A 20,127-nucleotide genomic window follows, 5' to 3' on the forward strand; every position below is an offset into this window, starting at 1 on the left:
ATAGGGCAATTAGGCCGTATTGGCTTGCGACTTTGGTCGCTAGCCTCCGGTCGCCGGAAGCACTCAGCCAGCAATTTGTCTCGACAGTTCCTGATGACTGCAACGCTGATCGTCGGGGTCTCGATGCTAATGCTCGGAAACTGGATGAGTTCGCGATACCAGGCGAGTGCCACACGAAGCGCGGCCGAGGCCGGCGCAATCTTCCTCCAAGCATTTCTCCAGCCCTACATCCAGGAGCTCGGATCAGCCGATCCCTTGGCAGAACACATCGAAGAACGCCTCGATACGCTTTTTGCCCACACGCTTTTTGCAGGTCACGATGTAAGCAACCGCTTCATTCTCCTCAAAATCTGGCGCCTGGACGGGACACTCGCCTATTCCTCGAATGATAACATCAAGGTCGGAGAGCAAGCGGAAAATGAGGTCAAAATCGCAGCCAGCGGCGGTTTGGCAACCGCGTTCGAAGATCTCGATGAATTGCTCGACGGCGTGACTGAGGACCAGAACATCAGATTGATCGAGGTTTATGCGCCCCTCTATCAGACAGGAACAAATCGCATCATCGCCGTAGGCGAATTCTATCAGAGCGCCGCAGCATTGATCGCCGAGCGCACCAGCATGCGGAACTGGACCTGGCTTCTTGTTGGACTGACCTCGATCGGAATGATCGCGGTCCTCAACCTCATCGTTTCTCGGGGAAGCAAGACAATTGATCGGCAGAGGGATGATCTCAATCGGCGCTACGCCGAAGCTGCCCATCTCGCCAAGCAAAATGATGAACTGCGCAAGGCCGCCGAGCGAGCTCGCGTGCGCGCAAGCGAAGACAACGAGAACTTCCTGGCGCGCCTCGGATCAGAGCTGCATGACGGGCCAATCCAGACACTCAGCATTCTGATGCTCTCGCTTAAATATGGACGGGATGGCGAGGAGAGCCTCGAGCCCGGTGACACCGCCAAGCCGGGAGGCAGTCCGCCAAATACCATCCAGCTTGCGAGATATCTCTATTCGGAGCTCCGCAACATTTCGAGCGGGCTCGTGTTGCCGGGTATCCAGGCAGAAGGACTGGCGCAAGTTGTCGAGGCTGCCATTTACCGCCATGAGCAATTGACGGGCACCTCCGTGGAGCGAAACATCGGGACGCTTCCAACGGAGGTACCGACCGCAGTGAAGATATGTTGCTACAGGGTCATTCAGGAAGGCTTGAACAACGCTTATCGACACGCTGCGGCAGCCGGTCAGTCGGTCGCTGTCAAGGAAGAAAATGGCCGCCTTTTAATCACCGTGAGTGATCGCGGGCCAGGCGTCACTACGCAAATGCCTGAGCCAACTGCTAACGCCAAGCTCGGACTGGTCGGCCTCAAGAACCGGCTTGCGGCGTTGTCTGGAGAGCTTTCGATCATATCGCCGGCATCCGGTGGTACCGAACTCGTCGTCATGCTTCCTCTCGATCTGGAAAACAGAGCGCTTGGATCATCTCAGCTGTGAGCACGCAGATATCCTACCAATCCGTTTGACCCAGAGCCTCAGCTAGCCACGGCAGAAATGCCGGTCAATACAGGGCAATCAGGTTCTATAGGCCACATCTCGCGACCCCCCAAAAAAAACCCGGTAGGAGCGGCGCTAGACTAGCTCGTGAGCGAAACGTGTTGTTGCGCCGCAAGTGCCACTTCGACGCGGTTGCGGGCGTTGAGTTTCGTCATCAGGTTGGCCATGTAATGCTTGACTGTCTTTTCGCTGATCGACAGGGAAAGAGCGATCTCCTTGTTTGACCGCGCTTTCAAAAGAAGGGCAACGACCTGCTCCTCACGGTGGCTTAGTTTGGTGCCTGCCGCTCCTTCCTTGCGACGGCCCTTCAGTGCGGAAATCACCTTACCCGCCAAACTGGGAGAAATAAAAACCTCGCCTTTGATGACGGCGTCGACCGCCCCAAAAAGCTCGTTTGAAATGCTCTCCTTAAGGATGAAGGCGCTGGCACCGCTGTCCAGGGACTTGACCGCCAGATCGACGCTATTGCACGCCGTATAGACAATGACTTGTGTTCTTCCAGTCGCCGCAATGTCGCTGATTGCCCCATAGACGTCCCCAGGCATACTTAAGTCGACGAAGATCAGATGTGGTTCATATCGAGCAGCAATGGCACGCGCCGCATCTGCATCGCTGCCTTTCGCAACAACATCGTATCGACCGTGCCGCGCGAAGACCGCGCCGATACCTTCAAGTAACATGGGATGATCATCAACGAACGCCACTCTAACAGAGTTGAGCATGACCCCTCCACTACAGTAACCGTAAATGGATCCAGCCTACACTCAAATGTCATCTCTGCATAGGCGGGACGATAGTGGTATCTAAAGTTAGGTTTGGCTGTAATATTTAACTATATCGTTGTTGTTATTGTGTGTTTTCCCGGTTTATTTACATAAATGAATGTTTATCAAGTATCCATCGATAGTACTCCTGGTGCGATCTGGATAGTTGGAGGGATGCAGCCATCGGCGGCATCGCTTCTGCCAGCCCGCGTTCCGTCATAGAAGAAGGTACGTTGCAGCTTTCAATCGGCGGCGATGTCCATTTGAGCATGCCCTTAGACAGTCGTTAGCCGTTGCCACAATCGGCATGCTCGGAGCCTGAAGCTCAGACGCTTTTACCGTCTTCATGTGAGGACTTATTTCGCGGCGTGCCATGGCAGGCCGTTATTGATTAATAGCTCATTATTTTCTTGCGGATAGACATATCGCCGGAATATCTTTCCCGATAATTACTGTAACATATTTGTGATCGAGTAGTAAAAATTTGTTGTTTTAGGTTTTAAAGTGTAGTGTTTCTCAACTCTTTCTACGTTGAAGGGTTGATTACATTTGATTGGGGGCTGGTCGAATGTATATTTTGAGCAACGCATCTAGGATCAGGCAGCGAGAAGCACAACTTGCACGAGAAAATCGCGCGGAGATCGTCAGGGCTCTCAACCAGGGAGAAGTCACCCGGCGAGAGTTGCTCAAATGGGGCATCTTCACAGCAAGCGGCTATCTCGCCTGCAAGAATGGGCTAAGCCCGTTTGCAAAGAGCGCCTATGCGGCGGTTCCGACCGGCACGCCAAGGACGCCACTGTTTGGCATCCAGAAGTTTTCTCAGCCGATGCATCGGCTGAACCATCTCAAACCACTGCCGATCACACGGACGGCTGAGGGCCATGCGGCCTTTCCGGCCGGCCTTGGTGAGCGGCCGGCCAAGCGGCTTTCCTATCACACGGATTTTTCCGCCGATCCGTCCAACAGGGAATTCATCAATCCCGTTACCTATCGTGGACCGATCGAGGGACGGCCGCCAGGCGAGGTCTTCGCCCACCAGCGATGGGACGAGTTCTTCCCCAAGGTCGGCTACATCATGCGGCTTGGTCAAGTTGCGCAGGGATCGGGCGGCTATTTCCACGACAATTTCCCGCTTCAACATCCGGATAGCTGCTGGACCTATGGCGGAGGACGGAGCGGCAACTGCACTCTGCCGCCATTCCTGATCAAGGGGCGCTACGGCGAGCCGATCATCACGCGAATCTACAATGATCTGCCGACCGACCGGAAGGCAAACAACGGCTTCGGGCGCAATGAAACCCAGTTGCATTTCCATAACGCTCATAACGGTGCGGAAAGCGACGGAGCCGCGAATGTGCATCACTTCCCCGGTACGTTCTACGACTACCGCTGGAGTACGGCGCTGGCGCGGCGCGACAAGATCAATACCCAGGCCGGCGACCCGCGTGCTTCCGGTCCCGACGACAATATCGGCCTCGTCAATGTGGCTGGTGATTTCCGCGAACTGCAGGGAACGATGTGGGCGCACGACCACCGCTTCTTCTTCACGGCGGAAAACGTCTACAAGGGCAACCTTGGCGCCATCAATTACTACAGCGGCCCGGACCGGGGCAATGAAGAGCTGAATGACGGCGTCAATCTGCGCCTGCCAAGCGGCAAGCTTCTCGGATGGGGTAACACCGACTTCGACGTCAATCTGATCTTCTCGGACTGCGCCTGCGACGCCGGCGGTCAGCTCTACTTCGACATCTTCGACACCGACGGCATGCTGGGCGACGTCCCGCTCGTCAACTTCGGGTTCGCACCCTTCTTCGAGGTGCTGCCACGCAAGTACAGATTCCGCGTCCTGAACGCGTGCATGTCACGCTTCCTAAAGCTCGGACTGGCCGATGCCAGGGGTAATCCGGTTCCCATCACCTTCATCGCCAATGATGGCAACCTTGTTGTCAATCCAATAAGGATGCCGGGTCTGCCAGTGCAAGGCATGGGCGAGCGCTTTGACTTCGTTGTCGATTTCTCTGGCTTCAAGATCGGCGATCGCATCAGGGTCGTCAATCATGTTCGCCACGAGGACGGACGACGGCTCAAGGAAGAGCTCAGTCTGTCGAAGGCTCTAAAGGGCACGTCGGAGGATCCGGTGGTTGGGCCGATGCTTGAGTTCCGCATCGTCGGGGCTGTTGAAAGCGTCGATGTCCCGGGCGTCATTCTTCGCGCCACCGATCCCGACAAGAGCCAGGTTCCAGCAACGCTCACGGAACAAATTCCGATCGTGACGCCGGTGCGCACGCGCATGGTCGAATTCGGCAAATCGGGGACCGGAGACTCGCGTGGGCCGAATGGCTGCACGCCGGATTGTGGAGAGTATGTGAGTTTTCCCTGGACGATCCGCATCAATGGCGAGTCGTCCCACTCCATGAACGCCAACCGGATTTCGCTGCTCGTGCCGAAGGCTGGGGAGGTAGAGCACTGGACCTACAAGAATGGTGGCGGCGGCTGGGATCACCCCATCCACCTGCATTTCGAAGAGGGTGTGACGATGCTCCGTAACGGTCAAACGCCGCCACCGACCGAGAACCTGCAGCGGAAGGACGTCTGGCGGCTTGGAGAAAGCGGCAGCGTGACGTTTCAGATCCAGTTCGGCGAGTTTGGTGGGTCCTACGTGAACCATTGCCACAACACGGTGCACGAAGATTTCGCCATGCTGGCACGCATTCAGTTGCTGACTGGGGTTCCGGGATCCCCGCAGTCTGCAGTGACGCCGACGCCAAATCCGACCCCCGATGGCGTCTTCTTCACCACGCCGGAAATCCTGCCAGAAGGCGCACCAAGAGGATGGAAGAATACCCAGACACAGGTTGAAGCCCAGCTGGAGACGGCACCCAAACCGTGATGGGGCGGAGCGATCGCGCGACCAGCTAGATCGTTGGCTCTGCGCTTGCGGGAGACTGCTCTCGCCATTGCCATCGACGTCGCGATATCAACGATGCCATCGCGTGATGGATGGTCAGGCTTCCTTTCCTTTCAAGGGGTTAGCCGTACGTCTCGGTTGAAAGCCTTTCGAACAACCAAACTTGCCTTGCGGGGGTAGAGTGCCTACGGTTCTGGTATTGCCCCCGCCGCTGTTGCAGTTCAGGGGAGCGCCGCTTCGTATGGCGCATATACACCATGAATTTAGCATCGCATTCCGTCACGCTTCCCTGACCACTTGCCTCCACTTAGAATTCCGTCCGACCGAAAAGGTTGTCGCGCGATGCGCCGGATCTCGCCGGCTTCGGCCAACCAGTCCTCCGTACATCGCGCCTGAACAAGGCGTGACCCGCTTCAGCTTCTGGGCGTCGGCATGTTCGAGGTCAGCGGCTTGTCGCTGGCGCCAAACCGAGTTGCGATACCGCATAGTCAGAAAGAGCCGTCCCAACCCTCATGGAGCGAGCTGCGCTTGTTGGCGATGGAATCGCAGTATCCAAGTCTGATCAAAGAACGAAGAAAGAGTAAGTGGCGATGCTGTGTTCACAGATGATCAATGTCTGGCATGATCCTTTTCATGAAGCCATCGAACAACGGCACAGTGAACGCGGTATCACCGTGGGCAGGACTGAAAATCATGCCTTTGGCAATTAACGCGTTGCGGACTGGGGCGACAGTTGTGACTCGTCGTCCGAGGACGTCGGCAATATCGCCGGATCGGTGCGGTCCCGCGCCGAGTTCTGCCATCGCTCGCATATAGCGTTTTTCTGCGGGCGTCAGTCGATCGAACCGCACTCGGAAGAAGCTAGCATCAAGCTCCGCCAAGGCGTCGACGGTAGCTCGCTGCGTATCTGACCTCTCGATTGGCGACATATCAGCGACGTTCCAGCTATGCTTCCCCCACTCCTGGAGGAAATAAGGATAGCCGCGCGTTTGGTCGAGAATCTCGTCAACAGCCGTCGGCTCATACTCCACTCCTTCCTTTGCGGCTGGAACGATAAGTGCAGCGCGGGCAGCGGCATCGTCTAGTCTGTCCACGGGCGAGAACTCAAAGAGCCGCTCTGCATATGATTTGGCGCGCCCTGTGTGGCCAAGAAGTTGCGGCAGCCCGGCAGCTACCATCGTGACGGGCAATTGATCTTGGTTAGCATTATGCAAAGCTGTGATCAGGGAAGCCAGTTGGTCCTCCGGCACATATTGTAGTTCATCAATAAATAACACCACCGCTGTATCTCTGTCGGCAGCCGCCGCGCCAACCGCGGAGAGCAATTCCACTAGATCGTTGTCCAGATCACCGCTGTCGGCAACTCCCTCTTCAGGATCGAGCTCAAGTCCCAACTCGATGTCCTGATATTTTACTTTGAGAGCCTTTGCGAATCCCGCCAGTGCACGTAAAGCTCTCTGGGCGCTCGCCCTCGCGGCTTCTCCTCGGTTCAAACGAAGCAAGGTCGCTCGTAAAGCGGGCGCGAGTAAGCCCGGAAGAGACCGCTCCTCCGGTGCTTCAATCTTCACGCTAGCGATTCCACGTGCTTCCGCGTCGAGCCGAATGCGGTTCAGCAGTACTGTTTTGCCCACACCTCGTAGACCATAGAGAATCACGCTGCGGGCGGAACGACCTGCGCGGATGCGGTCAAGCGCTATCGCCGCTCTTTCGATCAGGTCATCTCGCCCCGCCAATTCTGGCGGGGGCGTACCTGCACCAGGTGCATAGGGATTGAGCCTGGGATCCATATTGAGTCATCTTAGCCTGGTTTATCGAATTTACATAAATTAACGTAAGATCGCTATAATGCAAGTCTGCGGTTCCTGTCGCGATGGGAGCTCATATTTTGCTCGACAGATCGCCCCCAAACGGCGCGGGCTTTATCCACGAACGATCACAGGGTCTCGCCATAAGTCAGCTGTGGCGCCGAATTCGCGTTCTCTGGGTCCTCGGACAACGGAGAACAGAGGCCCGAGCCACTTCAGGTACTCTACCTCGCATCTATTACAGGATCGTCGCCCGTGCGGGGAAGATCGTCGCATTAGTGCCACACCGGCCCACGAACAGCTTTCGTTACGGAAGGAAAGCGGTACCTGACGTATTCCTTTTTTAACATTCTCTCATAGCCTGCGCATGCCCAAATGGGCGGAAACGCTGCCAATGCCTGTCGAAGGCAATCGGGCGTTGGCGGCGTTTCATCCGGTTTAGGGGCTTCCATGAAAGCCATAACCACGCGGGGAAGCGAAAATGCGTAAGCGCTTGCCAGATGGTGGCCTGAACGCGTGTAACTGCGAGACCAACGTCCGGCCAGCCTTGTCCAGAAGAACGGGGTGGCCTACCCGATTTCCAGTTCCGTCTCGTCTTGTTGCTTGGAGCGTGTTGCAGTCAACTCACTGGTCGTCTGAACAAGCCTATCGGCGAGAACGCGCATCACGCCAACGCCCAGATGTGGGAAGTCGCTGAGCAGCTTCAGAAAGTTTTCCTTGCTGATGCGGAGCGCCTCGACATCGCTTGAGGCCTTGACGGTGGCCGTTCTTGGGGTGTCGCATAGGATCGAAATTTCGCCGACAATCGAGTTCGGTTCCACGTCGGCAACCCTTACGTCACCCGCTGGAGAATGCACAAAGACTTCCGCCTTTCCGGTGAGTATTACGAAAGCTGCGTCGCCCTGATCGCCTTGACGGCAAAGCGCTGTTCCAGATGGAAACTGCTTACGATCTGATGTGAAAGCTAGAAGCTTCAGCTTTGCGGGATCGATCGTCGAGAAGATCGGTACCCGTCGTAACATTTCTACTTCATCACGCAAAAACATGGGGCCTCCTCTAGTCCTCCTGCTCTTCAGCATAGGAATATCGGGAGCCAATGCAAGTTGGGTGCCCCGCATCGGACTTCAGTCCCATGGGCGAGCACCGGCTTCCATATCACGTTCGCACAGGCGACCACGGATCTTGTTCCGTTATCGACACGGCGACTGGATTTCCGGCCGAGATCGACGAGAATATCGATCAAGCTGACGCGATCGTTTCGGTTGCTAGTGGCATCTGCGGCGCAGACATGCGGGTGGAACTGTCCAACGCCTGTAACGATCTGGCTAGATACGACTTCCAGCTAAAGTCGACCTCAGATCTCGGCAGCTCGCATCCTTCAACACCATCGCCCGCTGGATCTCAGCCGAACACAACCGCGTCCAAGACGCTCGGAAACTCCACCGGCATCCCGTTGCCGATAACTTGACGGATGCGGCCGTGCGGCCGCCGCGAGGTCTTGCGTTATCTCGATTGCAGCAGAACGTTGGACAGGCCCTTTGGATATACTGGCCGAGATTGGGAAAAGACCCGCTTTCATGAAAGCCCCTGTTCAAGATATGCTAGACCGGCCAGGTTGGGACTTCCTTTTATGCGCTGATGGCGGCAGCCGGGCGGCTCCTGGGAAGGAGAGTGGCAATCGAACCAGCTTAGGTCTTCCGAAGAGATCGCCTCCTCGGCAATACCCCCGATAACCAACGTTACAAGGGGTGTTGCAGTCCTAAGGGCAGCGCTTATCTTGTCAGGCCGCCTTTGAATGCGTCGAGGTTTTGTTGATCGACGTTACCGCCAAGTTGGTAAGCTTGTTGTTCGTCGCCTTCTCCTGGTCGAGGATCTCGCTCAGAAGTTTGTGTGCCTCATCGTAACCGAGGTCCTTGGCCCATTCGCGCAGCGAGCCGTAGCGTGCGATCTCGTAGTGCTCGACGGCTTGGCAGGCGGCCAGAAGACCGGCGTCCAAAGCGGTACCTTCAGCCTTCATCAAACCGTCCGCCTCTTTGATAAGGCCTTCAATCGCGTCGCATTTTTCGCCAGATGCCGTCTTGCCAATAGACTTGAAGACCTGCTCCAGCTTTTTTATCTGATCTTTCGTCTCCGACAGGTGTTCCTCGGCCGCCTTTTTCAATTCAGCGCTTTTCGCTGCTTTGGCGACCTTTGGAAGCGCCTTTGTGATGGCGCTCTCAGCGAAATAGAGATCCTGCAGCGTGTGCTCGAAAATTTCAGCGAGTGATTTCATCAATGCTCTCCGTGCCATATGAAACGTAGGGGAGAAAGCCTCCAGCAGCCTATTCGTTCCAGCGCCATGCCTGACACGCGGACTTGCGGGACAACAACCGCACGGCGACCACAGACGGGCCGCCGTTACCGCTGGCCACACCCGCCACAGTTCTCTGACGGCATATTGAATGTTTGGCGCCTGTGCCCAATCTACAGTGAGATTGGAGGCCCAATGTTCTACGTCACCCTGGCTTGTTGCGTCATTGCATGCGCTGTCTTCATTGGACGCTATTTTGCGGCCAGAACTCGCCTTGTTGAAAAGAAAATTGACGATGCCGTCGCTCGCAGCCTGCTCAAATCACCGCTTATGGTGGAACTGAGAGATCTAAGGGAATTCAACGGTGTTATGCGAAACCTGCTGATCGATCTGGTGGAGAATGAAGATCCGAGACAACAAAGCGTTGCCCGCCTGACGGCGACAGACAGAAAGCGCCTCTCAAGTGACCGGGAGCAGAGACGGCGAGAGATCTATGGTGAAGCGGTTTTCATCCTTCAACAGGAGACGAAAACAAAGCTTTCGACCAAAGACCACAAGACCGCTGATCTCACCTGATTCCTTGGGCCAATTTGCAATTGTTCTCGTAGCGGGACCATGGCCGGACGCATCTCACGCGGTACTCTGGTCAGGGGAACCCGCATTTCGATCTATGATGTTGTGACACCTATAGCGGCCGCCCATATTAGATTGGCAAACCTATGCCTCGCCTCTGAGGGAACACTATTCCGTCATGACGGACGGGACGGTCCCTCGCCTCTCTATCGTAGCTTCGACGTGAATTGGGGAGTGTCCACGGGACGGAAACAGGCAATAGCCCCGTTTGGCCCATACATGTAAGCCAGGCAATTTCAGTCAGGATCCGGCGGTGCGATCCGCCGGATCTTTAGGCGCAGCCCCTTACTGGGGCGTCGTTGCAGGCGCGGTTGCAGGCTTGTCTGCCGATGTTGCGGGCTTGTCTGCAGATGGGGTTTCGACTGCCGGAACGTTGACATTGACGTCAGCGCCACCACCTTTGCCGCCGCCGATATCGATAACGCCGGTAAACATCAGCAAGCCGCCAATGACAACCACGGCAATAACAATGATGGCAACTGCCCATCCACCATTGCCACTTCCGCCTGTATTGATAACTGTTGGTCCACGATCAGCCATGTGGGAATTCCTCCGTAGTATCTGCGCAAAATCGTAAAGCGAATTGAATTTTCAACGAAAACCATTGCACCGCGACCGCCGTGGTCGCCGACATATTAATTCGGAGGTTGGTTATTCGTTCCCCGTACGGGCCTTGGTCGGGTGCAACCTCAGACCAAGGTCCTACCTTTAAGGTCTCTTTCCGTCGTCTCTTACAACAGGGTGTCAAGATTGCGGATATCATTGGCACTGGAGGGCCGCTTCCGGCCGGCCCATTAGCCGCCCTTAAATTGGACAGCAATCGGAGAAGCAACGGTGTTTAGCAATGTTCGCAATAGGGCCGATTACCGTCATGCAGAGAAGCGCCAACAGCGGTCACCCGGCCTCCGACGTTAGAGCCCACATACCGCCTCCACGACCTCACGCAGCGCAATCGGTTTTTGTAGACGAATAATATTCGCAAACTCATCAGGGATCACGTCCCGGTCATATCCCGTGATAAAGACCAGCGGTATGAAGGACAAGGGACGCTCCGTTTTTGCGGGTATCATGCGTGACATCTGCGCCGAAAGGAAGCGGAAGCCGAACGGATGAGAGCCGGTCACGCGCTCAAGCTGTTAAACCGTAGTATATGGCATCATTACCATCAACGAGCGACGTATCATCCAGAGCGCCAATCCAGCCGTTGAGCAATTGTTCGGTTATGCGCTGCCCGATTGTTCGCCGCGGTCGATGAAGCAGATTGTCTTGCTGAAGGATACCAGGATACGAATCAGGCGGCGCTTTTGCATGCCATCGACCCGCCGCTCCAGGTCCGATATCCGTGTGTTATCCCCGCTGTCCTCGGCTGCAGACCTGCCAAAGGTAATGGCGGCAATGGAAAAGGGAAAAATGCGCAGCAAAGCCCAAGCCGCGCAGGTGAGGCGAGACGTATAAACATTACTGAAGATCCCCTGAAAACCGGCTACGACGACCGGCGCGATTTCCTCTTGCGTGGACCTCCTCAACCAGTCCGCAGACTTCAAAAATATACCCTTTGCAGTCAAGTGAAAGAGCGACCCAACGCAACCATACTTGCAGCGCGGCTTCGGACGAAATGAAGGATTTCCACGCAAATCGCCATTCTGGCCGGCCGTCGCACTCCGTAGTTTACGCGATACTACGAGAAAGACGCATGGGTTCACTGTAAGGTGTGAGTAGCGCGATCTGAGTGTTTCAGCCTGTTCTAACCGCCATAAAGGAAGTCCCGATGGCGCAAGATCTCCATCCGGCAGCTACCGAGCACTTGCCAATCTTCATCACGCCCCCCGGTCAGACCGACTACCTGTTCGTCGGCGTCGTTGTCTTCCTGATCCTGATGATCCTGATCGTCGGTAATCTCTACTTCCAGCTTCACGCTGTTCCCGAGCGCATGGCGCATCGCACCAGCAAGGTACAGATGGAAGTGGTCGCGGTCCTGGCGCTGATTTCGCTCTTCACGCACAACCACCTGTTCTGGATCGCGGGTTTGCTGCTCGCCTTCATACACATCCCCGACTTTTCGACGCCACTCTACTCGATCGCTCAATCGCTCGGCAAGCTTTCCGGCCGCACGGTTGAAACGACCGACGACCCCGCCCTGGTTCGTGACCAGCCGCCAAAATCCGAAGAAGCGCATGCGAAGCCTGAAGAGCCTGCCAAGAGCGAGCCCCAAGGCGAGGCGAAGGTATCGGCACATGTTTGAATTGATGCTTTGCTCGCTTCTCACAATCTTCCCGGACTACCTCTACCGGCGCTATGTCCAAGGAAAGCGAATTGGCTATGAGATCAACCTCTATACCATGTGGTACGAGTTGCGCTGGGGCATTTCAGCATGCCTCATGCTCACCATATCGCTGATCACGCTGATCTTCTATTTCCATCCCTCGACGAAAAACGTAACGGCGGTTTTCCGCACGGTGACGATCCTGCCGGAAACGGTCGGACGCGTCGATGAGGTCTTTGTCGGCCTCAATCAGAAAGTTGAAGCTGGCGCGCCGCTTTTCCGGCTGGATGATTCACAGCAAAGGGCAGCGCTTGAGACGGCGCGGCGGAAAATCGCGGAACTGGATGCCGAAGCCAAGGTTGCGCAAACGGACTTGGTGACAGCAGACGGTCAGATCCAGGAAGCCCAAGGTGCGCTTCAGGTTGCGATCGACGAATATGAACTGAAGGCCCAGCTCCTGACCAGGGATGCTGTTGCCCGTCGCGAGGTCGATCGCCTCGCCAACACGGTCGAAAGCCGCAAGGGTGCGCTCAGTTCTGCAATCGCCAAAAAGGATACCCTCCAGGCCAAGATCGCAGACCTTCTGCCGTCACAGAAAGCGAGCGCGGAAGCGGCGCTTGCGCAGGCACAGGTGGAGTTGGACAAGACACTGGTGCGTGCAGGGGTCGCTGGCACGGTTCAACAATTCACTCTGCGGCCGGGTGATGTCGTCAACACCATGATCAGACCCGCTGGCATTCTCGTGCCGGCAACAGCGGGCAAAGGCACGCTGATCGCAGGCTTTGGACAGATCGAAGCACAGGTCATGAAACAAGGGATGATCGCCGAGGCCACCTGCATCGGAAAGCCGTTCACTATCATTCCGCTCGTTGTGACCGAGGTGCAGGATGTCATCGCGGCAGGGCAGTTGCGAATTACGGATCAGCTTCTCGATGTTCAGCAACTGGCGCAGCCGGGAACGCTTACCGTCTTCCTGCAGCCGCTGTTCGAAGGCGGGCTGGATGACATTCCACCCGGCAGCAGCTGCATTGCCAACGCCTATACGAATAACCACGACGCACTCGCCGACAAGAATATCGGCACCATGCAATGGATCTTCCTGCATGTGGTGGACACCGTCGGTCTCGTGCACGCGATGATCCTGCGCATCCAAGCCTTGCTCCTCCCTGTACAGACCCTGGTGTTTTCGGGGCATTGATCGCGCGCCGGGGGTTTGACAATGGCGGCGACAGCTACGTCCTTAGCGGCACGGCTGGCCTGCTGGTGAAATTGCAATCGCAGCGGGGTCGGCCCCCGCGCAGGGATGCTGGCGATGGGCCGCCGGAAGCGAACATGGAGGTCGGGACGACACGCAAATCCTACCCGTCGCGCCGAACTAAACTAAAGCGCGTCGCCCGTTTTTTGATTCAGGTTCTCGAATCGGATGATTTGTGCACCACCTCAGCGTTACCAGGCAGCAACCGACATCAACGTCTCGCGCGTCGCCGTCGGCCAGCATATGCAGGCGCTTGAGAAGTTCCTGGGCACGATCCTGTTTGAGCGCCTGCAGCGGTCGGTGAAGATGACGCGAGTTGGCGAGCACCACCATCTTGCAATCTCGGGCGGGCCTTGCGTGCTACCACCAAAATCAGCAAGCGGTCGGAAAGCGATATCGTCAATGTTGGAACGGCGCAGGGCTTCATGACCTACTGGCTGGCACCGCGACTGGGTGAATTGCGGCCCATCGTCCGCCACGCGTTTCACCTGCTTCTGCCGAAGACAACACTGTCCTCGGTTGCGGTGCGCGCTTTTGCTGGTTGGATCAAGGCGTCGCTTGTGGCGCTGGGAGAGGACCACGACAAACCAGAGACTTGAGCGCTTCCCGGCACCTTAGATGATGTCCGCTTTGTGAGAAGCGGACTAGTTTCAATCCAATGCGGTTAGCAGCAATGTTATTGCTGGCTTAGCAACGCCAGCCGAGGCGTCGCCGCCTTTCTCGTCGGGCAGAGGTGTTTGCCCTTTTGTTCATTCATTGGAGAAAGCAAATGTTGTCGGTTAAGCTGAAGGAAGAGTTTGCCCGCCTCTTTGACGAAAAACTTCCATCGAGTGAAGGTGACGCAGACGCATTTTTGGAAGTTGATAGCTTCCGAATGTTCGCCCCAACGGAAAAGGGCGATCTGGTCACCCGCCTTGCCCTCTCCAGCAGCGAGACGATCGATCTGTCGGTCAACCCTCTCTGTGCTGTGCGACTTGCAGCGACCATCCTCGATCTCGCTGCCAGGTCGGGTGACTTCGTGGTCGATCTCGCCCTTTTTGATGCCCAGACTGGCGAGCAGGTGGCACGACTGCGGCCTTGAGTGAGATCAGCCAATCAACGGTCATCGGCCGCCAACGGCGGAAGAAAAACATCCTTCCATTGGTCCGCAGCAGATATTTCGCTTCGCGGATCCTGTTCCTGTTGAAGACGACCCTCTCGTGAATCGTCGCCACATGACCGTCTCAGTGGTATCATGAGCCAGCACGGTCGCGGTGTCGGGCAGCCGGATGGTGCATGTCTTCAATCGCCTGGGCTTCATCCGGCCGATCTCCTGAGGGGAGACAGCCATGGCAACTGCAAGAGCAGAGCGGCGGCTGGCCGCGATCGTGGCCGCTGACGTCGTCGGCTATTCCCGCCTCGTCGAACATGACGAGGCCAGCACTTTGTCGGCCCTCAAGGTTCTGCGCCGGGAGGTGATCGATCCGCTGCTGGCCGAGCATCACGGCCGTATTGTCAAGCTGATGGGCGACGGTGCGCTCGTGGAGTTCGGCTCAGTCGTCGATGCAGTCGGGTGCGCGGTTGCCATCCAGAAGGACGTTGCCGAGAACCAGGCCAATATCCCCACGGAGCGACGCATCATCTTCCGGATCGGCGTCAATCTCGGTGATGTGATCCACGAGGTTGATGGGGATCTCTACGGCGATGGCGTCAACATCGCCGCCCGTCTCCAGACCTTGGCGGATCCAGGCGGCATTTGCATTTCCGGCACGGCGTACGATCACCTCCAGGGCAAGCTTGACTGCGAATACGAGTACCTCGGCGAACGCGCGCTCAAGAACATGGAGCGGCCGGTGCGACTGTACCGTCCCCTTCTGGAAGGGACGACCGCACGAACGGCATCACCCAGCCCCGCACTTCCGGACCGACCATCCATTGCCGTGCTGCCCTTTAACGCCATGAGCGCCGAACCGGAGCAGAACTTCTTCAGCGATGGGCTCACCGAGGACATCACCACCGCGCTATCCAGGCTCAAGGGCTTCTTCGTGATCGCCCGCAACACGATGTTCACCTACAAGGGAAAGCCCGTGGATGTGCGCGCCATCGGACGCGAGCTCGGGATCCGCTATGTTCTCGAAGGGAGTGTCCGCAAGTCCGGCAACCGCGTTAGGGTGACCGCGCAGCTTATCGATGCGGCCTCCGAAGCCCATCTGTGGGCCGAGAGGTACGACGGCGACCTCGGCGACATCTTCGTCATTCAGGACGAAATCACCGCAAGCGTCGTCGGCCGCATCGGACCCGAACTCTTAGCCGCAGAGCATGCCCGCGAAAGCCCCAAGCCCAATCATGGCCTGGATGCCTGGGAATGTGTCGTGCGGGCAGTGTTCCTGTGTTCCCAGTTGTCTGACGAGAGCAGCCGGAAGATGCTCCCCCTGCTCGATCGGGCAATCGGACTGGCTCCCGCTTATGCCCAGGCGCTCGCCATGAAAGGTTGGATTACGATATGGCGTGCGTTCCAAGGGTGGGAGGACATGGGATGCGCCCTGGCCCTTGCCAGGGATATCGTCCAACAAGCCATTGCCGCGGACGATAAGGAACCGTGGGTTTACCTTGCGCAGGCGATGATAGCCTTTGCGACGCGCGACAATGACCTGGCAACGGCAGCGATCAGCCAGGCTGTGGCGATCAACCCCAACTCCGCGTTCGCACATGGCCAGTTGGGACTTGCGCATGCCAATGGGGGCCGTGCGGCGGATGCCATTCCTTGCATCGACTATGCCCTCAGACTGAGCCCGCGGGAGGCGTTTCTCGGCGACTTTCAGTTTTACTACGCCATGGCTTACTTCCAGGGAGCGAATTACGAGCTTGGATTGAAGTACGCACGGGAGGCTCATCGCTTGCGGTCCGGCCACGCGGTTCCGCTGGTCATCGGTACTGCCTGTGCCGGACTTCTGGACAATCAGGAGGCTGCCACGGACCTGCTCGGACAACTCAAGTGGTTGGTCCCTGACATCTCACGGGACGCGATCGGAGCAACATCCTCGTTCGTCCGCGCCGAGGATCGGGCGCGCCTGATCGAGGGACTTGCCCGTGCCGGCCTGAATTGACAGGTTGGAGTAATTTCCGCTTTTGGGGAATGGGAAGATCGACAAGCCGGCGCCCACCGGCTGGGGGCAGAGGCGTCGTTCGCCAGGATGGCGCCAAGAAAGCCCTCACTCTGCCTGCATGTAATCCGCCACGCTGTAGCAGTGGCTAGCCTGATAGGCGTTGCGCCCCCTGTTCATGTGCGTCAGGTTGAACGTGCGAATAGCGGCCAGGACACGGCGGCTCGTGAGGAATGTGCGGATCGACAAAGAGCTTTGCACATTGATGCCGAAAATGTTTGCACCACGCGGGAAGAAATAACTGACATGCTCTGGCATCGCCACACTTTGCTCGAGAAAGTGTTCATCCACCTGGCTCGGCGTTGCTGAACCATCTATCGTGAAATCCGAAAGATGCACGATGAACCTGGCGCGGATATCGTCACCGTGGGCATAGAGCGTAAAGAGCTCCATCCAGCTCGCATTGACGCGGACAAGCGGCTTGTCCAAGGTGGATGGCAGACAGGAAACCGACCAGTAGTAGCGCTCGGTCTTGCGGATCATCGGAATGCAGTTTGGGCCGTATAGCCCGACAATCTCCAGCAGTTGCCCCGCTTGCGGGCGGTTGAGGAGCTTCTCAAATCGAGCGACATATTTGAAGCGCTGTTCAAGGGACTCTGGGCGCTCGCCCACGTCCGGCAGCTCGATCTTGCCCGCTATCCAATCGCGCTGCTGCTCAGGATCAAGGAACTGCCGCACACCGGTTGTTCTCGGGCGTAAAGTCGCGGCCATATCAGACGTCCTGCGAAACTCGTATGCTCGTCATAGCCCGCTCCTGTTTTCTCGCTAAGGCTTCAGCGAATCTCACCATCGCGCCCGATGCGCCTTCGAATGATATGTCGCCAATCGTGAATTTGGAAAGTCTACGCGACGACGCCCCCCTTTCATTCAGAAAGGTCTCTGTCTGAAGCTGCTGTTGGGATAAGCTCTTGTGGCGCGGCTTGATGTCAGCGGCCAGCGTGATGCAAGATCCTTCCTGCTCAATCGAACAGAGATCGACAGATGGAGAATTCCGCCGCTTGGCTTGGGCTGTTCTGGCTGTTTTAGTAGCAATCCTCGTAGCCTTGGCCACCGCATGGGCCTCGCTCGCATTATGGTATCGCTTTCCGGCATCAGACGTCGCCAGAGGTTTTGCCGCCGTGCTGTTCGCTCTTTTCGGAGTTTTCACGATCGTCGCGCTGTTGGGCTCCTGGCGGCACAAGGCAATCCTGACATTTGCAGCTTTGTTGGCACCGGTGGAATACGATCAAGCCCGTCGCGGACGCAGGCAGCCGACGTCGGGCGACAGGTTACAGGCAACGGCGATCTGCTGGCGCTCACCAATGTCCGCGAGTTCGAGTGGCGTAGCAGCACCGACTTCACTGAGCGATGGACGACGCGTACCTATGACATGAGCAAGCTCCGCACGGTCGACCTGTTCATGTCTTATTGGGCGGGGCCAGAGATTGCGCACGTGATCTTCAGCTTCGGTTTTGAAGGAGGTGAGCAGCTTCCGTGGTCGATCGAAGTCCGCCGCCGGGCTGGAGGCGCGTTCTCGCCGCTTGCTGATCTATTAAGAGCATCCTCAGGTGATCAGCGCCGCAGACGAGCGGGATGTTGTGGGCGTCCGGTCGAACTTCCGTGGTGAAGATGTCCAAATTTACCGCCTGAAAGCATCTCCGCAACAGGCGCGGGCACTCCTGCGGGATTATGTTGCAGACGCCAATGCCCTCGCAGCGACGCCGGCGTTCTATAACTCGACACGAGCAACTGCACGACGACGGTCGTCAAGATGATGCGCCTGGTTGGAGACAAGGTTCCCTTCGACTGGCGTCTCATCGTCAACGGCTATCTTCCCGACTTCGCCTATGATCGCGGCCCGGTGGATACCTCAGTGTCGCCTGCTGAACTCAGGACCGTCGCTCATATCGGCGAGCGGGCTCGGGCCGACGGATTGTCGCCGAACTTCTCAAAGTCGATCCGCGGCGGCGTACCTTCGCCAGCGCCGGAGGGTCAGCGATGAATGGCAAAAATCCCTTGTTTTCATCGCACGTGGAAAACGCCGATCTAAGCCGATAGCGGATACGACGTCACAATCTCGTGCTTTACCTCACCGACGTTGCCACCATATCGCACAAGTACGAGCGCAAGCTCTTTGCTGAAGAGTGAAAAGCCGCCGGTTGATTGTCGTAACCTGCACAAACCAAGAGGTAGGACATGCACAAGTTCACTGTTATCGTCATGGATCAAATCGAGGCTGACACCGCTGAGGAAGCAGCCCTGCTCATGTATCAAGGGCTGGCCAATGGGCCCTTGCCTTTGCGCTATTCGGTCACTGATGAGACAAGCATCACCACCGATCTGGTGCTTGATCGGCAAACGGCAGATGATTTCGCCCGTCTCGATCATACTGCAGACCCGGGCAACTGGTGATGCTCCGAGCCTCAAAGTCACCGAGCATGTGCCAAAAGTGTGTGGCCACCATCTCTATAACTCAAGATTGCGCGGGTCATGAGCTATTGCATGGTGGTTCAATCACTCATCTGGAGCCGTACGCGCCACCGAGGCTAGATGATCCATGCCTTGGAAAACTTCACCATTCCCCTTAAATGCCTTCGTTGAAGGTCGGTGTCCTCACCTATTCCAAAAGATCGAGAATGATTTATTGAACGTCCGACATCGGCGGCTGCAGGAGGATTGCGTTATGGTTGGCGACAGAGAAAAGACGAGAGGAAGGCCCGGCCGGAAGCCTTTGAAAGACGCGGCCTCATCATCCGTCCAGGTGCTCGACCGCAGCCTTAGACTTCTGGAACTCGTGGCTGAGGGTGATGGGGCTGTTCTGAGCGAACTCGCCGAGCAGTCCGGGATGGCAACCTCCACTGTGCACCGACTTCTCAATTCCCTCGCCCAGCATGGCATGGTCGCCCATGACGGTGAGACCGGTGCGTGGACGGTCGGCGTAAAAGCCTTCGAGATCGGGACGGCCTACATGCGCTTTCGCAAGCTCGGCACGATCAGCCGGCCGTTTCTGAAGCAATTGATGGGCGCGTGCGGCGAGACGGCAAATATCGCCATCGAAGAGGATGGCGACGTCGTCTTCATCTCGCAGGTGGAAAGCCACGCACCAATGCGCGCCTTTTTTCGCCCCGGCCGACGCGGGCCAATCCACGCATCCGGGATTGGCAAGGCCATCCTATCGACGTGGCCGGACAAGCAGATCGAAGCCCTGCTTTCCGGCCGCTCGCTTGAACGGTTCACTGACAAGACCCGCGACAGCTTGGCCTTGCTGCTGCAGGATATTTCCGGGATTCGATTGCGTGGCTGGTCGATCGATGACGAAGAGCACACACTTGGCATGCGCTGTGTAGCGGCGCCGATTTTCGACGAATACGGCGAAGCCGTCGCAGGCATTTCCGTTTCGGGGCCGGCCGTCCGTATGCCTGACAACAAGCTCGAGGCGGTCGGCCCACTCGTTCTTGCGGCGGCCAAGGGCTTGACCAAAGCAATGGGGGGCCGATCGCGGCCCCTGTTGTCGATAGATGTCGCCAGCCAGGGCTGAGCCA

Annotated in this window: 20 protein-coding genes; 13 read left to right on the forward strand and 7 right to left on the reverse strand. The window is 57.1% G+C overall.

What is annotated here, in order from left to right; genetic code table 11:
- Nucleotides 1–93 precede the first annotated feature (93 nt).
- Nucleotides 94–1,485 carry an ATP-binding protein gene (locus FHT97_RS19185; protein ID WP_183863923.1) on the forward strand — a complete coding sequence of 464 codons (1,392 nt, stop codon included), beginning with the start codon at nucleotides 94–96 and terminating at the stop codon, nucleotides 1,483–1,485.
- Nucleotides 1,486–1,625: 140 nt separating this feature from the next.
- Here FHT97_RS19185 and FHT97_RS19190 read toward each other — a convergent pair whose 3' ends face one another.
- A complete protein-coding gene (locus FHT97_RS19190; protein WP_183756003.1) occupies nucleotides 1,626–2,267 on the reverse strand; it encodes a response regulator transcription factor in 642 nt (213 codons plus the stop codon).
- A gap of 610 nt (nucleotides 2,268–2,877) precedes the next feature.
- Here FHT97_RS19190 and FHT97_RS19195 point away from each other — a divergent pair.
- Nucleotides 2,878–5,199, forward strand: coding sequence for a multicopper oxidase domain-containing protein (locus FHT97_RS19195; protein WP_183863924.1), 2,322 nt, complete (start codon nucleotides 2,878–2,880; stop codon nucleotides 5,197–5,199).
- A 617-nt stretch (nucleotides 5,200–5,816) separates the two neighbouring features.
- Here the strand turns inward: FHT97_RS19195 and FHT97_RS19200 are convergent.
- The 3 genes from FHT97_RS19200 to FHT97_RS19210 all read right to left on the reverse strand — a co-directional run bounded on the left by FHT97_RS19200 (nucleotide 5,817) and on the right by FHT97_RS19210 (nucleotide 9,294).
- Entirely contained in the window at nucleotides 5,817–7,004 is a 1,188-nt protein-coding gene (locus FHT97_RS19200) for an ATP-binding protein (RefSeq protein WP_183756005.1), read from the reverse strand.
- A gap of 587 nt (nucleotides 7,005–7,591) precedes the next feature.
- Nucleotides 7,592–8,068, reverse strand: a complete 477-nt coding sequence (locus tag FHT97_RS19205) for a Crp/Fnr family transcriptional regulator (RefSeq protein ID WP_183756006.1) — start codon at nucleotides 8,066–8,068, stop codon at nucleotides 7,592–7,594.
- Nucleotides 8,069–8,802: 734 nt separating this feature from the next.
- Nucleotides 8,803–9,294, reverse strand: coding sequence for a ferritin-like domain-containing protein (locus FHT97_RS19210; protein ID WP_183863925.1), 492 nt, complete (start codon nucleotides 9,292–9,294; stop codon nucleotides 8,803–8,805).
- 213 nt (nucleotides 9,295–9,507) lie between these two features.
- On the opposite strand from FHT97_RS19210, the gene FHT97_RS19215 reads away from it, so the two are divergent.
- Nucleotides 9,508–9,888 (forward strand): hypothetical protein, encoded by a 381-nt coding sequence (locus tag FHT97_RS19215; RefSeq protein ID WP_183863926.1) that lies wholly within the window; start codon nucleotides 9,508–9,510, stop codon nucleotides 9,886–9,888.
- Nucleotides 9,889–10,230: 342 nt separating this feature from the next.
- Here FHT97_RS19215 and FHT97_RS19220 read toward each other — a convergent pair whose 3' ends face one another.
- Both FHT97_RS19220 and FHT97_RS19225 read right to left on the reverse strand, forming a co-directional pair.
- Nucleotides 10,231–10,485 (reverse strand): hypothetical protein, encoded by a 255-nt coding sequence (locus tag FHT97_RS19220; protein WP_183756009.1) that lies wholly within the window; start codon nucleotides 10,483–10,485, stop codon nucleotides 10,231–10,233.
- 680 nt (nucleotides 10,486–11,165) lie between these two features.
- Complete coding sequence (locus tag FHT97_RS19225; protein WP_183863928.1) at nucleotides 11,166–11,489, reverse strand: hypothetical protein; 324 nt, start codon at nucleotides 11,487–11,489, stop codon at nucleotides 11,166–11,168.
- A 224-nt stretch (nucleotides 11,490–11,713) separates the two neighbouring features.
- On the opposite strand from FHT97_RS19225, the gene FHT97_RS19230 reads away from it, so the two are divergent.
- The 5 genes from FHT97_RS19230 to FHT97_RS19255 all read left to right on the forward strand — a co-directional run bounded on the left by FHT97_RS19230 (nucleotide 11,714) and on the right by FHT97_RS19255 (nucleotide 16,549).
- On the forward strand, nucleotides 11,714–12,187 hold the full coding sequence (locus FHT97_RS19230) for a hypothetical protein (protein WP_183863929.1): 474 nt from the start codon (nucleotides 11,714–11,716) through the stop codon (nucleotides 12,185–12,187).
- Nucleotides 12,180–13,406, forward strand: a complete 1,227-nt coding sequence (locus tag FHT97_RS19235) for a biotin/lipoyl-binding protein (RefSeq protein ID WP_183863931.1) — start codon at nucleotides 12,180–12,182, stop codon at nucleotides 13,404–13,406. Before FHT97_RS19230 ends, FHT97_RS19235 begins: the two co-directional genes overlap by 8 nt.
- A 410-nt stretch (nucleotides 13,407–13,816) precedes the next feature.
- A complete protein-coding gene (locus FHT97_RS19245; protein ID WP_183756202.1) occupies nucleotides 13,817–14,062 on the forward strand; it encodes a hypothetical protein in 246 nt (81 codons plus the stop codon).
- Nucleotides 14,063–14,232: 170 nt separating this feature from the next.
- Nucleotides 14,233–14,544 carry a hypothetical protein gene (locus tag FHT97_RS19250; RefSeq protein WP_183756014.1) on the forward strand — a complete coding sequence of 104 codons (312 nt, stop codon included), beginning with the start codon at nucleotides 14,233–14,235 and terminating at the stop codon, nucleotides 14,542–14,544.
- Between the two features lie 247 nt (nucleotides 14,545–14,791).
- Nucleotides 14,792–16,549, forward strand: a complete 1,758-nt coding sequence (locus FHT97_RS19255; RefSeq protein ID WP_183863933.1) for an adenylate/guanylate cyclase domain-containing protein — start codon at nucleotides 14,792–14,794, stop codon at nucleotides 16,547–16,549.
- 105 nt (nucleotides 16,550–16,654) lie between these two features.
- Here FHT97_RS19255 and FHT97_RS19260 read toward each other — a convergent pair whose 3' ends face one another.
- The gene (locus FHT97_RS19260) at nucleotides 16,655–17,317 is read right to left on the reverse strand and encodes a hypothetical protein (RefSeq protein WP_183863934.1); all 663 of its coding nucleotides are present in this window, start codon (nucleotides 17,315–17,317) and stop codon (nucleotides 16,655–16,657) included.
- A gap of 688 nt (nucleotides 17,318–18,005) precedes the next feature.
- Here FHT97_RS19260 and FHT97_RS31440 point away from each other — a divergent pair.
- The 5 genes from FHT97_RS31440 to bhcR all read left to right on the forward strand — a co-directional run bounded on the left by FHT97_RS31440 (nucleotide 18,006) and on the right by bhcR (nucleotide 20,123).
- The gene (locus FHT97_RS31440) at nucleotides 18,006–18,212 is read left to right on the forward strand and encodes a DUF4105 domain-containing protein (protein WP_259129631.1); all 207 of its coding nucleotides are present in this window, start codon (nucleotides 18,006–18,008) and stop codon (nucleotides 18,210–18,212) included.
- Nucleotides 18,184–18,360, forward strand: a complete 177-nt coding sequence (locus FHT97_RS31445; protein ID WP_259129620.1) for a DUF4105 domain-containing protein — start codon at nucleotides 18,184–18,186, stop codon at nucleotides 18,358–18,360. The genes FHT97_RS31440 and FHT97_RS31445 overlap by 29 nt, the downstream gene beginning before the upstream one ends.
- A complete protein-coding gene (locus tag FHT97_RS30900; RefSeq protein ID WP_246712688.1) occupies nucleotides 18,357–18,587 on the forward strand; it encodes a hypothetical protein in 231 nt (76 codons plus the stop codon). Before FHT97_RS31445 ends, FHT97_RS30900 begins: the two co-directional genes overlap by 4 nt.
- A 194-nt stretch (nucleotides 18,588–18,781) precedes the next feature.
- A complete protein-coding gene (locus tag FHT97_RS19270; protein WP_183756017.1) occupies nucleotides 18,782–18,997 on the forward strand; it encodes a hypothetical protein in 216 nt (71 codons plus the stop codon).
- Between the two features lie 271 nt (nucleotides 18,998–19,268).
- Entirely contained in the window at nucleotides 19,269–20,123 is an 855-nt protein-coding gene (gene bhcR / locus FHT97_RS19275) for an HTH-type transcriptional regulator BhcR (protein ID WP_183756018.1), read from the forward strand.
- Nucleotides 20,124–20,127: the final 4 nt, after the last annotated feature.

It is taken from the genome of Rhizobium sp. BK399 (assembly GCF_014194695.1).
Taxonomy (GTDB): domain Bacteria; phylum Pseudomonadota; class Alphaproteobacteria; order Rhizobiales; family Rhizobiaceae; genus Rhizobium.

Bases quoted from the DNA above. Each gene is read 5' to 3' on its own strand.
- FHT97_RS19205 (WP_183756006.1), bottom strand. From the start codon at position 8,068: ATGTTTTTGCGTGATGAAGTAGAAATGTTACGACGGGTACCGATCTTC.
- FHT97_RS19270 (WP_183756017.1), top strand. From the start codon at position 18,782: ATGCACAAGTTCACTGTTATCGTCATGGATCAAATCGAGGCTGACACC.
- FHT97_RS19235 (WP_183863931.1), top strand. From the start codon at position 12,180: ATGTTTGAATTGATGCTTTGCTCGCTTCTCACAATCTTCCCGGACTAC.
- FHT97_RS19185 (WP_183863923.1), top strand. From the start codon at position 94: ATGACTGCAACGCTGATCGTCGGGGTCTCGATGCTAATGCTCGGAAAC.
- FHT97_RS19250 (WP_183756014.1), top strand. From the start codon at position 14,233: ATGTTGTCGGTTAAGCTGAAGGAAGAGTTTGCCCGCCTCTTTGACGAA.
- FHT97_RS19255 (WP_183863933.1), top strand. From the start codon at position 14,792: ATGGCAACTGCAAGAGCAGAGCGGCGGCTGGCCGCGATCGTGGCCGCT.
- FHT97_RS19195 (WP_183863924.1), top strand. From the start codon at position 2,878: ATGTATATTTTGAGCAACGCATCTAGGATCAGGCAGCGAGAAGCACAA.
- bhcR (WP_183756018.1), top strand. From the start codon at position 19,269: ATGGTTGGCGACAGAGAAAAGACGAGAGGAAGGCCCGGCCGGAAGCCT.
- FHT97_RS19190 (WP_183756003.1), bottom strand. From the start codon at position 2,267: ATGCTCAACTCTGTTAGAGTGGCGTTCGTTGATGATCATCCCATGTTA.
- FHT97_RS19220 (WP_183756009.1), bottom strand. From the start codon at position 10,485: ATGGCTGATCGTGGACCAACAGTTATCAATACAGGCGGAAGTGGCAAT.
- FHT97_RS19200 (WP_183756005.1), bottom strand. From the start codon at position 7,004: ATGGATCCCAGGCTCAATCCCTATGCACCTGGTGCAGGTACGCCCCCG.
- FHT97_RS19230 (WP_183863929.1), top strand. From the start codon at position 11,714: ATGGCGCAAGATCTCCATCCGGCAGCTACCGAGCACTTGCCAATCTTC.
- FHT97_RS19260 (WP_183863934.1), bottom strand. From the start codon at position 17,317: ATGGCCGCGACTTTACGCCCGAGAACAACCGGTGTGCGGCAGTTCCTT.
- FHT97_RS31440 (WP_259129631.1), top strand. From the start codon at position 18,006: ATGTCTTATTGGGCGGGGCCAGAGATTGCGCACGTGATCTTCAGCTTC.
- FHT97_RS19210 (WP_183863925.1), bottom strand. From the start codon at position 9,294: ATGAAATCACTCGCTGAAATTTTCGAGCACACGCTGCAGGATCTCTAT.
- FHT97_RS19215 (WP_183863926.1), top strand. From the start codon at position 9,508: ATGTTCTACGTCACCCTGGCTTGTTGCGTCATTGCATGCGCTGTCTTC.
- FHT97_RS30900 (WP_246712688.1), top strand. From the start codon at position 18,357: ATGATGCGCCTGGTTGGAGACAAGGTTCCCTTCGACTGGCGTCTCATC.